The sequence below is a fragment of the Spirillospora sp. CA-128828 genome, from assembly GCF_050945415.1.
Taxonomy (GTDB): Bacteria; Actinomycetota; Actinomycetes; order Streptosporangiales; family Streptosporangiaceae; genus Spirillospora.
The window spans coordinates 5,703,020-5,716,038 of sequence record NZ_CP191986.1 but is presented as its reverse complement, the minus strand read 5'-3'; the positions used below and the strand labels follow the sequence as shown (position 1 = coordinate 5,716,038).

Sequence of the window (13,019 nt, the reverse complement as noted above, 5' to 3'; positions counted from 1 at the left end):
CTCCTTTCACCCGTGCAGGGTGCTGGTGAAGCCCTTCATGACCGACCGCTGGGCGAGTGCGAACAGCGCCACGACCGGGCCAGCGGCGATGAGCGCGGCGGCGAAGATCAGCGGCCAGTCGGCGGTGAAGCGGCCGACGAACGAGTAGACGGCGACGGGGAGGGTCACCTTGTCGGTGCCGTCGGTGAAGACCAGGGCGACGAAGAAGTCGTTCCACACGAAGAGCCCGGTCAGCGTGGCGACGACTCCGGTGGCCGGCCGCACCAGCGGGAACATGATCTGGGCGAGGACGCGCAGCGGCCGGGCGCCGTCCACCCGCGCGGCCTCCTCGTAGGCGGTCGGCATGCCCCGGAAGAAGCCGGTGTACAGGAAGACCGCGAGCGGCATCTGCAGGCCCGTGTACACGAGGATCAGCCCGGCGCGGGTGCCGGTGAGCCCGGCCTCCACCATGAAGGCGTACACGGGGATCATCCCGAGCTGGATCGGCATGATCAGCGCGAGGGTGAAGAGCCCGAACAGCAGGCCGGACAGCCGGGAGCCGCGCCGGGCCAGCGCGTACCCGGCCGGTGCCGCGATCGCGATGAGCAGGAGCACGACCGCGCAGGTCGTCAGCACGCTGTTGAACAGGGCCTGGGAGAACGACACCGTGTCGCCGCCCGCCTCGCTCCAGGCCCGCCCGACGTTGCCGAGGGTCGGTGCGGACGGCGGCGCCAGGGCCGACCCGGCGGGGTCGTCCGGACGGCGCAGGGTCGTCACGAGCACGAGGTACACGGGTGCGAGCATGGGGATCGCGCCGATCCAGAGCCCGGCTTCCCGGAAGGCGGTCCAGCGGCCGTATCCGTTCATGCGCCCCTCCCGCGCAGCCCCCGGACCTGGATGAGCGCCGCGACGCACACGCCGGCGACGAGCAGCAGCGCGACCGCCGCGCTGTAGCCGTACCGGCCGTTGACGAAGGCCTGCTTGTAGACGTAGGTGCCCAGCGTGTCGGTGCCCCCGGCGGGGCCGCCGCCGGTGAGGGCCATGACCTGGTCGAAGAGCATGAACGCCGAGATCGTGGACAGGGCGGTCCCGATGGCGAGTGCCGGCCGCAGAAGCGGCAGCGTGATGTCGCGGAACCGGCGCCAGGTACCGGCGCCGTCCACCTGGGCGGCCTCCAGCAGTTCGTCCTGGACGCTCTGCACCCCCGCGAGGTAGATGAGCATGTGGTAGCCGGAGAACTGCCAGATCATCACGATGACGACGGCTACGAGCGCGGTGTCGCGCTGCCCGAGCCACGGTTGGGCGATCGTGCCGAGCCCGGTCTTCTCCAGCACCTCGTTCAGGGGGCCGTCGACGTCCAGGATGAACTTCCAGATGTAGGCGACGACCAGCGGGCTCACCACGGCCGGGATCAGGAACAACGCACGCAGGACGTGGCGGGTGCGCAGCGTGCGCGCCAGCCCGAGGGCGAGTCCCAGGCCGACGGCGTTGACGCCGACCACGTACAGCGCGGCCAGGATGAGCGTCTGGACGACGACGTTCGAGCCTTCACCGAAGAACTCTCCGAAGTTGTCGAGGCCCACCCAGGAGGGCTCGGTCAGCCCGTCCCAGTCCGTGAACGCGGAGAGCGCACCGAGCAGGGACGGCCCAAGGACGAGAAGCAGGGTCAGCAGGGCCGCGGGGACGACGAACGCCCACGGCACCGATCTCGGACTCTTTACCATGTGAACTCCTACGGCGCCTTGCTCGTCCAGGCGGCGTCCATGGACTTCAGGACGTCGGACGGTCCCGGCCGACCGTTGAGGATCCTGACCAGGCCGGCGTCGAACAGCGTGATCAGCTCGGGGTTGGGCCAGTGCTGGTCCATGACCGGGCTGGTCCTGCCGTCCCGCACGTACCGCTCCAGCGCCGCGGCGTAGGAGGGCGCGCGTCCGGCGTCCGCCCCGGCCGGGATGGCGGGCACGGCACCATCGAGCGCGGCGTAGCGGGCGCGGTGGGCCGCGTAGTGGGCGATGAAGCGCTTGGCGAGCGCCGGGGCGGCCGCCTTGGCCGGGACGACGAGGCCGCTGCTCGGGCCGGCGGGGACGCGCACCCGTGCCGGGTCGTCGTCACCGGGGAACGGGAACATCGTGAATGCCGCCTTGGGGGCGGCGGCCTGCCAGAGCGGCAGCGTCGCCGACGGAGCGACGACCATCTCGGCCTTGCCCTCGCCGAGCGCCCGCGCCGCCGCCTCCCGGGTCGTTCCGGCGACGCCCCTGGCGAAGCAGCCGGCGTCCTTCATCTGGGTGAAGCGCTCCATGGCCTTCACCCAGCCCGGCGTCCCGGCGAACGTGACCTGCTTCTTCAGCCGCTTCTCGCTCTGGGCGGGATCGTCGGCGTAGACCGTGGACGCGGCCAGCGCGAAACCCACGATGTGCGGCATCTTCGAGTCCTCGTGGCCGGCCATGGCGAACGCGACCTTCCCGTCCGCGGCGGCACTGCGGCACCGGGCGAGGACGTCGGAGAACGTCTTCGGCTCGGGGGAGCCCTTCTTGGCGAACACGCCGATCGCCATCAGGTCGATCGGGAAGGCGTACACCTTCGCGCCGTCTCCGGCGACGCTCCGGTACTGCTTCGGGATCCGGCCCGCCCAGGACTCGGCGGTCAGATCACCGAGCAGCCCCTTGTCCTCCAGGGCGCGGGAGGTCCCGGACTCGCCGTAGCCGAGGAGGGTCATCGCGACGTCGGGGGCGCGGCCGGTGCCGAGCTGCCGCCGGAGCGCCTGGAGGTGCTGGTCGAAGGGCGTCTTCTTCACCGTGACCTTGACGCCGGGGTTCGCCTTCTCGAAGTCCCGGGCCGCGACGTCGACGGCGCTCTGCGGGCGCCCGTCGTCCCATGCCGAGACGACGAGCTCGCCGTCGCCCCGCGCGTTGCCGCCGCATCCGGTCGCCAGCAGCGGCGCCGCCAGCGCGGCGCAGCCGAGGAGCTTGACGCGTTCGTGCATGCGAAACCTTCCTTCCGGCCGATGGGCCTGGACTCAGTCGCGCGCCGCCGCCAGCCGGAGTCGGTGGGGTCCGCCTCCCACCTCGATGACGAGGTGCTCGCCGTTGCGCCTGATCCCCCGAACGCCTTCCGCGGGCAGGTCCCGCGCGGCGTGGTCGTCGCCGGAGCGCCAGAGGGTCCGGCCGTTCTTTGTGAGCTCTCCCGCGGTAGGGGCGGGAAGCCAGATCTCCGCCTCACCGGTCGCGGGCACCTGCACGACGACGTGCAGCTCGCCGCCGCTCCGGTGCCAGTCGACGGAGGCGTCGCCGCGCGCGGTGCGCAGCCTGGCGCTCGCGTGCGCCAGCCGGTGGGTGAGCGCGGGCCGCACCCGGATGCGCCGCCAGCCCGGCGCCGCCGGCGCGAGCCCGGCCACGTCGTTGAAGAGGAACTTCTCGATCATGGCCATGAGCTTCATGTTCCGGCTGAAGGACAGGTCGCCGCCCCAGGTCTCCCAGACCGTCGTCGCGCCGCGCTCGACCTGGTGGCCCCAGCTCGGGTAGGTGGTCCGCGTCGCTATGTCGTACATGACGTCGGCGGCGCCGATCCCGGCCAGCACGTTCTGCAGGGCCGCCGTGCCCATCGTCCCGGTGCTCAGGTGGCCGCCGTCCGTCTTGATCCGCTCGACGAGGACCTTCCCGGCGCGGACGCGGTGCTCGTCGGGGACGAGCCCGAACCAGAGCGGCATGGCCTGCGCGGTCTGGGAGCCGGTGCCGTAGCGGGCGGTCGCGGTGTCGAGGAACCGGTCGTTGAAAGCGGCGCGGATCGCCTCGGCCAGGTCGCCGTAGCGGCGGGCGTCCTCGTCCTCGCCGATGACGTCGGCGGCGCGGGCGACCATGGTGGTGACCGCATAGAACCACGCGGTCGAGGTCAGCTCGACGGGTGTCCGGTTCGGGCTGAGCGAACACGTGCCGTCCGGCTGGGGCTCCATGTGGTCGCCGAGACCCTCGCTGAGGATGAGGTCCTTGGCGCGGCCCCGCAGGAAGTCGGCTCCGCGGCGCATCCCCGGGTAGTGCCGGAGCAGGATGGACCGGTCGCCGTAGAACCGGTAGAGGTTCCAGGCGATGCTCGGGTAGGACGTCATCGCGAAGTCGGGGAGCGTGGCGTAGGGCCAGTAGATGACCGAGGACCAGTCGTCGGGCAGTTCGTCGCGCTCTTTCGACAGGTCACCGAACTCCCCGCTGTCGAGCGACTCCTGCATGTCGATCCGGCCTCGCCACTGGAGCGGGCAGATGGTCGGGAAGCGGCCGTCGGGAAGCTGGGTGTCGGCCAGGTCGTCCAGCCACTTGAGCCAGAAGCCGCGCGCCTCGAAGCCGTAGAGGTAGTCCTCGACCGACCAGCCGGGGTCGCCGACCCAGCCGACCCGCTCGGCGCGGTCGGCGGCGTCCTGCGGGAAGCCCTGGAAGCTCGCGCGGAACGTCCACAGCACATTGCGGTGGATGCGGTTCAGCAGGTCGTCCGAGCAGCTGAACTCGCCGGCCCGCTCCAGGTCGGAATGGACGACCCGGCCCCGGATCTCGTGGATCTCGACGTCCCCGCCCGAGGGCGTCACCTCGACGTATCGGAAGCCGTGCAGGGTGAACCGGGGCTCCCATTCCTCCTCGCCGCCGCCGCGCAGAGTGTAGACGTCGGCCTGCCGGGCCGCGAGCCACGACTGCATGTTGGCGGTGTCGTCCAGGTTCCCGGCGGCGTCGATCTCGCCCGCGTGCCTCAGCCGGACCTGGGCTCCGGCGGGCCCGGACACGCGGATCGCCGTCCAGCCGGAGATGTGCTGGCCGAAGTCCACGATCCGCCGGCCGTCGCCGGCGGGGGAGTCGGCGACCGGACGGAGGGTCTCGATCACGCGGGCCGGTTCGACCAGCCCTGTCCGGACGCGTCCGGCGGGTGCCTGGACCGTGGTCACCGGCCGCCAGCCCTCCGCCGGGAACCCGGCCCGGTCCCAGCCGGAGACCTCCCGGCGCGCGTCGTACCGCTCGCCCTGCGCGTAGTCGTTGTAGACGACGGGACCGGCCAGCGTCAGCCAGCCGTCGCCTCCGGTGACGGTGACCCGCCGGCCGTCCGTGGTGTCGATCTCGATGATCAGCAGTGCGGCCGGGCGGTCTCCCCATGGCGTGCGCGGGAACGGGCCCGGACCGACGTCGGGCTCCGCGCTGTACCAGCCGTGGCCGAGGACCAGCCCGGCCGCGTTCTCGCCCGGGACCACGTGTCCGGTGATGTCGTAGGTGGTCGACAGGACGCGAGGGTTCGGGATGCGCGCGGGCTCGCCCTCCCCGTCGCGGAGATCGGGATCGTGGTCATAGGTGCTCGTCGCGGGATCGAGGACCCGGTCGCCGACCCGCCTGCCGTTGAGCCGCAGCTCGTAGAAGCCGAGCGCGGAAACGTGCGCGCGTGCCCGCGCGACGGGACCCGGAACGTGGAAACCGGTCCGCAGCAGGGGCGACGAGACCCCTTCGTCGCCGGCGATCCAGGCGGCGGACCCCCAGTCGGACGCCTCCATCAGGCCCATCTCGAAGGTGGCGGGCGGTGCGAACGGCCCTGAACGGCCGTCGCGGCCCCACAGCCGGACCGTCCACCAGCAGGTCTCGCGGGAACGCAGCGGCCGGCCCGCGTAGGAAACGCCGTTCACCTCGTCGCTCTCGACCCGGCCGGAGTCCCACAGGTCGTCGACCCCGGGCACGAGTCCTTCCGGTGCGCTCGCGACGAGCACCTGGAAGGCGCGCTGCCGCTCCTCGCCCGGCCCGATGGGAATCCAGCCGAACACCGGCGCGGGCATGTCCAGCCCGATCGGGTCGATCAGATGCTGGCAGCGCGGCCACGCGGCGCGCAGTTCACCGGCCTCGGTCATGTGTCTCTCCCAGATGCGGTCGGAATCGGAGGTTCCATCGCTCAGCCCGAGCGCGACACGATCACCGCGCGTACTCCGGGTTGACGATCGAGGGCACGGGGCGCCGGTTCAGGAAGTCGACGACCTGCCGCGCCGTCGTCCGGCCCAGCTCGTCCATGGCCTGCGGCGAGAACCAGGCGGCGTGGGGGGTGAGGATGACGCCCGGCAGGTCGCGCAGCTGGCTGTCCGCGGGCAGCGGCTCGGTCTCGAACACGTCCAGCCCTGCGCCCGCGAGGTGCCCGTCCCGGATCGCGGCGGCGAGCGCGGCCTCGTCGATCAGGCCGCCGCGGCAGGTGTTGACCACCATCGCGCCGCGCGGGAGCCGGGCGAGCGCCCGGGCGTCCAGGAGGTGGCGGGTCGCGTCGGTGAGCGGGACGTGCAGGCTGAGGATGTCGGCGGCGGCCAGCGCCTCGTCCAGTCCGGCGGGCCGGTGCCCGGCGGCTCTGATCGCACTGCCGGCCACGTGCGGGTCGTGCACCACGACGTCGAAGCCGAGCGCGGCGGCGTGCGCCGCGGTGCGCGAGCCGATCCGGCCGAAGCCGAGGACGCCCACCGTCGTCCGGGACGGCCGGGCCGCGGCGGGCCCGTCCTCGCTCACCGCCCAGCGGTGCCGCCGCACCGCGACGTCCAGCGGGAACAGCCGCCGCGCCGCCGCCATGACGAACGCGATCGTGTGGGCCGCGACCTCCTCGACGCAGTAGCCGGGGGTGTTGGCGACGGCGATTCCGCGTGCGGTCGCCGCCGCCACGTCGATCATGTCGCAGCCGATGCCGAGGCGCCCGATGAACCGGCACCGCTCCAGCCGGTCGAGGACCCGGGCGGTCACGGGCGCCCACTGCACCACCAGTGCGGTGGCGTCGGCGGCGGCCGCGATCACGTCGTCCTCGGTGCGGCAGTCGGCGAGCCTCGCCTGGAGCCCGCCGGCGCGCAGGATGTCCAGGACGCGGTCGTTGCCGGGAAGGTCGGTGTCGGTGACGACGACGAGGTCATTCATCGGCCGCCTCCGGCAGGGACGCGCGAATGCGTTCGGCGGCGAGCTCGATGTGCCGCGCCATCTCGGCCTGGGCGACCGCAGGGTCGGGGTCGAGGATCGCGTCGAGCAGCACGTCGTGCGTGGCGGCGTGGTACTCCAGCTCTCCCGGCTCCAGTGCGGCCGTGGCCGCGCGCAGGAAGGCGCCGATGCGGCTGCGCAGCTGGGTCACTAGTTCGCCCACCAGGCCGTGGTCGGCGAGTTCCCAGAGCCGTTCGTGAAAACGCTGGTCGATGTCGAACACCCGCCGGAAATTGCCGGCGGACGCCTCCCCGCGCATCTCCTCGACCATCGCGCGCAGCTCCCGCCGGGCCTCCGACGTCAGCCGTTCCTGGACGCGTCTGACGACGAACTGCTCGAGCACGACACGCAGCGAGCACAGTTCGTCCAGCTCCCGAGGCGTGAGCATGGCGACGCGTGAGCCGCGGCGGGGGGTGCGCTCGATCAGCCCCTCGTCGGCCAGTTTCGACAGCGCCTCGCGGATCGGAATGTGGCTGACACCCAGTTCCGCGGCGAGCGTCCGCTCGACCAGGCGCGTGCCGGGCGCGTACCGGCCCTCGTGGATCGCGTCCCGGATGCTGTCGGCGACCTGGTCGGCGAGATTCCCGGCCGGGAGGGGGTTCAGGGTCATCGCTCCGCTTCCGTAGTCTCGAGATAGGCGCGCTATAGCATCTAGCGTATAGCGAAACCATAATCAAATGCTATAGCATCTAGCAAGACGTGCCGACGAAAGGGTCAAGATGCGGATAGCGGAGCATCGGAAAGCTCTCATCACCGGTGGCGGCTCGGGTTTCGGACGATTGATCGCCCACCGGCTGCACGCCGCCGGCGCGTCGGTGACGGTCGTGGACATCGATGCCGAAGGCGCCCGGAAGGTCGCCGGCGAACTCGGCGACCGGGCGCTCGCCGTCGGCGCCGACGTCCGGTCGCCCGACGACATGGCCCGCGCCGTCCACGAGACCGGGGAGGCGTTCGGCGGTCTCGACACCCTCGTCGTCTCGGCGGGCGTCTTCCACATCGGCTCCCTTGAGAGCACCGGCGAACTGGACTGGGACCGGACGCTGGACGTCAACCTCAAAGGCGCCTTCCTCGCCGTCCGGGCCGCGGCCGGGCCGCTGCGGTCCAGCGGGCGGGGACGGATCGTCACGATCGGATCGGACTGCGGGAGGCGCGGCTTCGCCCGGCAGGTCCCCTACACGGCCTCGAAGTTCGGGCTCATCGGCCTGACCGAGTCGGTGGCCGCCGAACTGGCGCCCGACGGGGTCACGGCCAACTGCGTCTGCCCGGTCGGCGTGCCCACGACGGGCATGGGGCAGGAGGTGCTGGACTGGAAGGTCCGCCGGGCGGGGGCGACACCGGAGGAGGTCATGCGGGCGACCGCGGCCACCAACCCGCTCGGCCGCAACGCCTCCGAGGACGATGTCGCGGACGCGGTCCTGTTCCTGCTGTCCGAGCAGGCGGGCTTCCTGACCGGTGTGACCCTGGACGTGGACGGCGGCGCGAGCCTCGGCGCGGTGCCGGGTGTGCGCTGATGGCCGACATCCCGCTGGTGGACACGCACGTCCACTTCCACGACCTGAGCCACCCGCGGCTGCGCTACTCCTGGCTGGAGCCCGGCGCGCCGGTGGACGAGGTCACAGGTCCCGATGCGGCGATCCGCGCTCAGCGCTACTGGGCCGACGACTTCCTGGCCGAGACCCGCTTCCACAACGTCGCGAAGGTCGTGCACGTCCAGGCCGCGATCGGGAGCGACGATCCCGTCGAGGAGACGCGATGGCTCCAGTCCTTCGCCGACAGGGTCGGAGCGCCCCACGGGATCGTGGCGTACGCCGACCTCGCCCGGCCCGACGCGGCCGGTGTGCTCGCGCGGCATGCCGAGTTCGCCAACCTGCGCGGCATCCGTGACCTGCGCTATGACGGTTACCTGACCGATCCGGACTGGCAGCGGGGCTTCGCCGCCCTGGAGCGCCACGGGCTCGTCTGCTGCGACGACCCCGCGGTCGAGGAGATGGGCGACGCCCGGAAGCTGGCGGAGCGCCACGCCGGGGTGACCCTGTGCGTGGACCACGCCGGCTACCCGCGCCGCCGCGACCGCGGGTACTTCGAGGAATGGCGCGCGGGCATGCGCACGCTGGCCAAGGCTCCGAACGCCGTGGTGAAGATCTCCGGCCTCGGGCAGGCCGACCACCGGTGGACGGTCTCCTCGCTGCGCCCCTGGGTCCTCGAGTGCATCGAGGCGTTCGGAACCGGCCGCGCGTTCTTCGGTTCGAACTGGCCCGTCGACCGCCTCTACAGCTCCTACGGCGACGTCGTGAACGCGTACGCCGAGATCATCGCGGACTTCGGCGAGTCCGACCGGCACGCGCTCTTCCACGGCAACGCCGAACGGATCTTCAGGCTCGGGGAGAGCACATGACCGGCGCCGCCGGGGGAGGGGCCGCGCGCATCGCCGTGATCGGCTGCGGCTGGTGGTCGACCTACGCGCACCTGCCCGCGCTCGCGGAGAACCCCGGTGCGCGGACCGTCGCGCTGGCCGACCCGGATCCGGAACGGCTGACGGCGGCGGCCAAGGCGTTCGACGTCCCCGCGACGTTCGCAGACACCGCCGACCTCCTCGACGCGGTGGACCTGGACGGCGTCGTGATCGCCGTCCCGCATGCCGCGCATCACCCGGTGGCGAGGCTCGCGCTCGAACGGGGGGTGCACGTGCTGCTGGAGAAGCCGATGACCGTCGAGCCCGCGCATGCCGGCGAACTGGCCGCCCTCGCCCGCGACCGCGGTGTCGAGCTTCTCATCGGCTACCCGTGGAATTACAACCCGCACGTGCTGGCCCTGCGCGACACGATCGCCAAAGGAGTGATCGGGCCCGTGGAGCACGTGTCGGTGCTGTACGCCTCCACGGTCCGCGAGCTCTACCGCGGCGACCCCGAGCCCTACCGGAAGGTGTTCGGGTACACAGTCAACGCGCCGGACTCCCGCACCTACAGCGATCCGGCCCTGTCGGGCGGCGGCCAGGGACAGACCCAGGTCACGCATGCGGCGGCCCTGCTGCTGTGGCTCACGGGACTGCGGCCCCGCGGCGTCTCCGCTTTCCGGGCCGACTTCGAACTGGACGTGGACCTCGCCGACGTCATCGCGGTCCGGTTCGACGGCGGCGCGATCGGGACGATCAGCTCGACCGGAGCCGTGCTGCCCGTCCACGAGGAGATCGCGCGCTTCGAGATCTTCGGCCGGGACGGGCACGTCCTGCTGGACGTCAACCAGGGCACGGCCACGGTCCACCACGCCGGCGGGGTCACCGAACTCCCGCCGCTGCCGGCCGGGGCGCGCAACCCCGAGCACGCGCCCGTGCACAACCTCGTGGATCTCGCGCTCGGCCGCGGCCGCAACGGCTCTCCCGCCGAGATCGGGCTCGGGGCGGTGCGGTTCGTCGCGGCCATGTACCGCTCGGCCACGGAGAAGACGATCATCGACCCGGAACTGCTCTAGAAGGACCGCAATGCTCACAGGTTTCTCGCACGTGGGGTTCACGGTGACGGACATCGAGGAGGCCGCCTCCTTCTACCGGAAGGTGTTCGGGGCCGAGCCGATCGTCCGGCGCGTGTACGACGCCCCCTACACCTCGGTCCAGGTCGGCTACTCGGATGCCCGCCTGAACATCGCGATCTTCCGGATCCCCGGTTCGGACGGCCTTCTCGAACTGATCCAGTACCTCAACCCGGCGGGCGTCCCGGTCGACGTCGAGACCATGAATCCCGGTACGGCCCATCTGTGCCTCTGTACCGACGACCTGGACGCCGAGTACGCCAGGCTCACCGCGCTCGGAGCCACACCGCGCAGTGCCGCCCCCGTCGAGATCACGTCCGGTCCCAACGAGGGACGCCGGGTGGCGTACTTCCGCGACCCGCAGGGGCTGACGCTCGAACTGATGGAGATCCGCTGATGCGCGTCGCGAACCTCGACGGGAGGCTGGTCCTGCTCACCGGCTCCGGAGCCCTTGATGTGGAGCGGGCGTCCGGCGGCAGGTTCGGCCCTGATCCCCAGGGTGTCTTCGACCGCTGGGCGGAGTTCGTCTCCTGGGCGGACACGGCCACCGGTGGCGCGCCTTATGACCCGGCTCGCCTCGGGCCACCGGTCCCGGCTCCGCGTCAGGTGTTCGCGATCGGGATGAACTACCGGGCGCACGCCGCCGAGGCGGGTTTCGAGACGCCCGACCGGCTCACCGTGTTCACCAAGTTCCCCAGCTGTGTGACCGGCCCCTACGGCACGATTCCGCTTCCGGCCAGGGGACACACGGACTGGGAGGTGGAGCTGGTCGTCGTCATCGGCGTCACGGCTCGCCACGTGCGGGCCGAGGACGCCTGGAAGCACGTCGCCGGGCTCGCCGCCGGACAGGACCTCTCGGAACGCATCGGCCAGCTCGCGGGTCCCGCACCCCAGTTCAGCCTGGGCAAGTCGCACCCGGGCTTCGGCCCGATCGGCCCGTGCCTGGTGACGCCCGACTCGTTCGACGATCCCGACGACATCGAACTGGCGTGCACGGTGAACAGTGAACGGGTCCAGCACGGCCGCACGAGCGACCTGGTGTTCCCGGTTCCGCGCCTGATCGCGGAGCTGTCGGAGACGCTGCCGCTGCTGCCCGGCGATCTGATCTTCACCGGCACTCCTGCGGGCGTCGGCATGGGCCGCACCCCGCCGCGGTGGCTAGCTCCGGGCGACGAGCTCGTGACCCGCGTCACCGGCGTCGGCGAGATGCGGCACCTGCTGGGCTGAGCCGGGGTCAGGGCAGCTGGAGGCTCTTGGTCTGGAGGAACGACTCCAGGCCCCAGAGTCCCAGCTCCCGTCCGTGACCGGACTGCTGCCGGGTGCCCCGGTGGGAGACCCCGTCGTGGAAGAGTTCTCCCTGCGCGGCGCCCTGGCCCGCGCCCTGCAGATGACGGGCGCGATGCGCGACGCGTACGCACCGTTCGCCACCGCGGTAGCCCCTCCACATCCACACCCTTCGAGTCCTGGCCTGGCGCTCGGAGTTCGGCTCGGTCCACCACTGGGACGAACGCGTCACGGCGGCCGCGCTGGCGATGGACCGGCACGTCTGGACCCTGGTGAGTGACAAACAGTGATCTCCCTTTAAGGCATTTTGACGCCGTCGGCCGGCACCGCCGAGTAACCGGCCGGGCTCGCGGTAGGAACCCTGTCTCACCGTTCTTCTTTGACGGAGGCACAGATGGACATCGGGATCGGTCTTCCCAACACCGTCCGTGGAACCGAAGGCGCGGCCCTTACCGACTGGGCACGGCGGGCCGAGGACGCGGGGTTCAGCACCCTCGGCACGATCGGCAGGCTGGTGTACCCGACGTTCGACGAGCTGATCGCCCTCGCCGCCGCCGCGGCGGTCACCAGCCGGATCCGGCTGACCACCGGCGTGCTCCTCGCTCCGCTGCAGTGCAACACCGCGCTGCTGGCCAAGCAGGCCGCCTCGCTGGACCGACTCTCCGGCGGGAGGCTGGTGCTCGGCCTCGGCCTGGGCGGACGTGACGACGACTTCGCGGCCGCCGGCGTGCCCACCAAGGGGAAGGGCCGCCGCCTGGACGAGCAGCTGGCCGAGATGAAGGAGATCTGGTCCGGCAGGCCGTACGGGGACGGTGGCGGGATCGGGCCCGAGCCGGTCCGCGCCGGGGGACCCGAGCTCATTCTGGGCGGCTCGGCCGAGGCGAGTTTCGACCGGGTGGCCCGGGTGGCCGACGGCTGGATCATGGGCGGCGGCACCCCGGAGATGTTCGCCCAGGCCGCGACGGCCGTGGACGCCGCCTGGCAGAAGGCCGGACGCGACGGCAGGCCCCGCAAGCTCTCGCTGGCCTACTTCGCGCTCGGCCCCGACGCCCGCGCGCAGGCCGACGCCTACCTGCTGCACTACTACGGCTGGCTCGGCGACATGGCCCAGCAGGTCGCCGCGAGCGCCGCGATCAACACCGAGATGGTCAAGGCCTACGCGGCGGCGTTCGAATCGAGCGGCTGCGATGAGCTCATCTTCGTCCCGACCTCGTCGGACCCTGAGCAGGTCCGGCTGCTCGCCGAAGCGATCGCGTAGAACAGCCCGGGGTCGCCGGC

Annotated in this window: 13 protein-coding genes; 6 read left to right on the top strand and 7 right to left on the bottom strand. The window is 71.8% G+C overall.

Going from position 1 to position 13,019, the window contains the following annotated elements:
* Positions 1–6: 6 nt before the first annotated feature.
* From ACQPXG_RS27850 to ACQPXG_RS27825, 6 genes are all read right to left on the bottom strand, one after another.
* Entirely contained in the window at positions 7–846 is an 840-nt protein-coding gene (locus ACQPXG_RS27850) for a carbohydrate ABC transporter permease (protein WP_433462069.1), read from the bottom strand.
* Positions 843–1,703 carry a carbohydrate ABC transporter permease gene (locus tag ACQPXG_RS27845; protein ID WP_433462068.1) on the bottom strand — a complete coding sequence of 287 codons (861 nt, stop codon included), beginning with the start codon at positions 1,701–1,703 and terminating at the stop codon, positions 843–845. The genes ACQPXG_RS27850 and ACQPXG_RS27845 overlap by 4 nt, the downstream gene beginning before the upstream one ends.
* An 8-nt stretch (positions 1,704–1,711) precedes the next feature.
* Complete coding sequence (locus ACQPXG_RS27840) at positions 1,712–2,962, bottom strand: ABC transporter substrate-binding protein (protein WP_433462067.1); 1,251 nt, start codon at positions 2,960–2,962, stop codon at positions 1,712–1,714.
* Positions 2,963–2,995: 33 nt separating this feature from the next.
* On the bottom strand, positions 2,996–5,842 hold the full coding sequence (locus tag ACQPXG_RS27835) for a family 78 glycoside hydrolase catalytic domain (protein WP_433462066.1): 2,847 nt from the start codon (positions 5,840–5,842) through the stop codon (positions 2,996–2,998).
* A 61-nt stretch (positions 5,843–5,903) separates the two neighbouring features.
* Complete coding sequence (locus ACQPXG_RS27830) at positions 5,904–6,875, bottom strand: C-terminal binding protein (RefSeq protein WP_433462065.1); 972 nt, start codon at positions 6,873–6,875, stop codon at positions 5,904–5,906.
* Positions 6,868–7,542 (bottom strand): GntR family transcriptional regulator, encoded by a 675-nt coding sequence (locus tag ACQPXG_RS27825; protein WP_433462064.1) that lies wholly within the window; start codon positions 7,540–7,542, stop codon positions 6,868–6,870. Before ACQPXG_RS27825 ends, ACQPXG_RS27830 begins: the two co-directional genes overlap by 8 nt.
* A gap of 109 nt (positions 7,543–7,651) precedes the next feature.
* Between ACQPXG_RS27825 and ACQPXG_RS27820 the strand changes: the two genes are divergently transcribed.
* Genes ACQPXG_RS27820 through ACQPXG_RS27800 form a run of 5 tightly spaced genes read left to right on the top strand, consistent with a single transcriptional unit; the run spans position 7,652 to position 11,684 of the window.
* Complete coding sequence (locus ACQPXG_RS27820; RefSeq protein ID WP_433462063.1) at positions 7,652–8,443, top strand: SDR family NAD(P)-dependent oxidoreductase; 792 nt, start codon at positions 7,652–7,654, stop codon at positions 8,441–8,443.
* Complete coding sequence (locus tag ACQPXG_RS27815) at positions 8,443–9,327, top strand: amidohydrolase family protein (RefSeq protein WP_433462062.1); 885 nt, start codon at positions 8,443–8,445, stop codon at positions 9,325–9,327. Before ACQPXG_RS27820 ends, ACQPXG_RS27815 begins: the two co-directional genes overlap by 1 nt.
* Positions 9,324–10,400 (top strand): Gfo/Idh/MocA family protein, encoded by a 1,077-nt coding sequence (locus ACQPXG_RS27810; RefSeq protein ID WP_433462061.1) that lies wholly within the window; start codon positions 9,324–9,326, stop codon positions 10,398–10,400. The genes ACQPXG_RS27815 and ACQPXG_RS27810 overlap by 4 nt, the downstream gene beginning before the upstream one ends.
* 10 nt (positions 10,401–10,410) lie before the next feature.
* Positions 10,411–10,854: a VOC family protein gene (locus ACQPXG_RS27805; protein ID WP_433462060.1), complete on the top strand. Its 444-nt coding sequence runs from the start codon at positions 10,411–10,413 to the stop codon at positions 10,852–10,854.
* Positions 10,854–11,684: a fumarylacetoacetate hydrolase family protein gene (locus ACQPXG_RS27800; RefSeq protein ID WP_433462059.1), complete on the top strand. Its 831-nt coding sequence runs from the start codon at positions 10,854–10,856 to the stop codon at positions 11,682–11,684. Before ACQPXG_RS27805 ends, ACQPXG_RS27800 begins: the two co-directional genes overlap by 1 nt.
* A 7-nt stretch (positions 11,685–11,691) precedes the next feature.
* On the opposite strand, the gene ACQPXG_RS27795 is transcribed toward ACQPXG_RS27800, so the two are convergent.
* On the bottom strand, positions 11,692–12,024 hold the full coding sequence (locus tag ACQPXG_RS27795) for a hypothetical protein (protein WP_433462058.1): 333 nt from the start codon (positions 12,022–12,024) through the stop codon (positions 11,692–11,694).
* A gap of 111 nt (positions 12,025–12,135) precedes the next feature.
* Here ACQPXG_RS27795 and ACQPXG_RS27790 point away from each other — a divergent pair, with 111 nt between their 5' ends.
* Positions 12,136–12,999 carry an LLM class flavin-dependent oxidoreductase gene (locus ACQPXG_RS27790; RefSeq protein WP_433462057.1) on the top strand — a complete coding sequence of 288 codons (864 nt, stop codon included), beginning with the start codon at positions 12,136–12,138 and terminating at the stop codon, positions 12,997–12,999.
* The last annotated feature ends 20 nt before the right edge of the window (positions 13,000–13,019 follow it).

Excerpts from the sequence above, each read along its gene's own strand:
- ACQPXG_RS27850 (WP_433462069.1), bottom strand. The coding sequence starts at position 846 with ATGAACGGATACGGCCGCTGGACCGCCTTCCGGGAAGCCGGGCTCTGG.
- ACQPXG_RS27845 (WP_433462068.1), bottom strand. The coding sequence starts at position 1,703 with ATGGTAAAGAGTCCGAGATCGGTGCCGTGGGCGTTCGTCGTCCCCGCG.
- ACQPXG_RS27840 (WP_433462067.1), bottom strand. The coding sequence starts at position 2,962 with ATGCACGAACGCGTCAAGCTCCTCGGCTGCGCCGCGCTGGCGGCGCCG.
- ACQPXG_RS27835 (WP_433462066.1), bottom strand. The coding sequence starts at position 5,842 with ATGACCGAGGCCGGTGAACTGCGCGCCGCGTGGCCGCGCTGCCAGCAT.
- ACQPXG_RS27830 (WP_433462065.1), bottom strand. The coding sequence starts at position 6,875 with ATGAATGACCTCGTCGTCGTCACCGACACCGACCTTCCCGGCAACGAC.
- ACQPXG_RS27825 (WP_433462064.1), bottom strand. The coding sequence starts at position 7,542 with ATGACCCTGAACCCCCTCCCGGCCGGGAATCTCGCCGACCAGGTCGCC.
- ACQPXG_RS27820 (WP_433462063.1), top strand. The coding sequence starts at position 7,652 with ATGCGGATAGCGGAGCATCGGAAAGCTCTCATCACCGGTGGCGGCTCG.
- ACQPXG_RS27815 (WP_433462062.1), top strand. The coding sequence starts at position 8,443 with ATGGCCGACATCCCGCTGGTGGACACGCACGTCCACTTCCACGACCTG.
- ACQPXG_RS27810 (WP_433462061.1), top strand. The coding sequence starts at position 9,324 with ATGACCGGCGCCGCCGGGGGAGGGGCCGCGCGCATCGCCGTGATCGGC.
- ACQPXG_RS27805 (WP_433462060.1), top strand. The coding sequence starts at position 10,411 with ATGCTCACAGGTTTCTCGCACGTGGGGTTCACGGTGACGGACATCGAG.
- ACQPXG_RS27800 (WP_433462059.1), top strand. The coding sequence starts at position 10,854 with ATGCGCGTCGCGAACCTCGACGGGAGGCTGGTCCTGCTCACCGGCTCC.
- ACQPXG_RS27790 (WP_433462057.1), top strand. The coding sequence starts at position 12,136 with ATGGACATCGGGATCGGTCTTCCCAACACCGTCCGTGGAACCGAAGGC.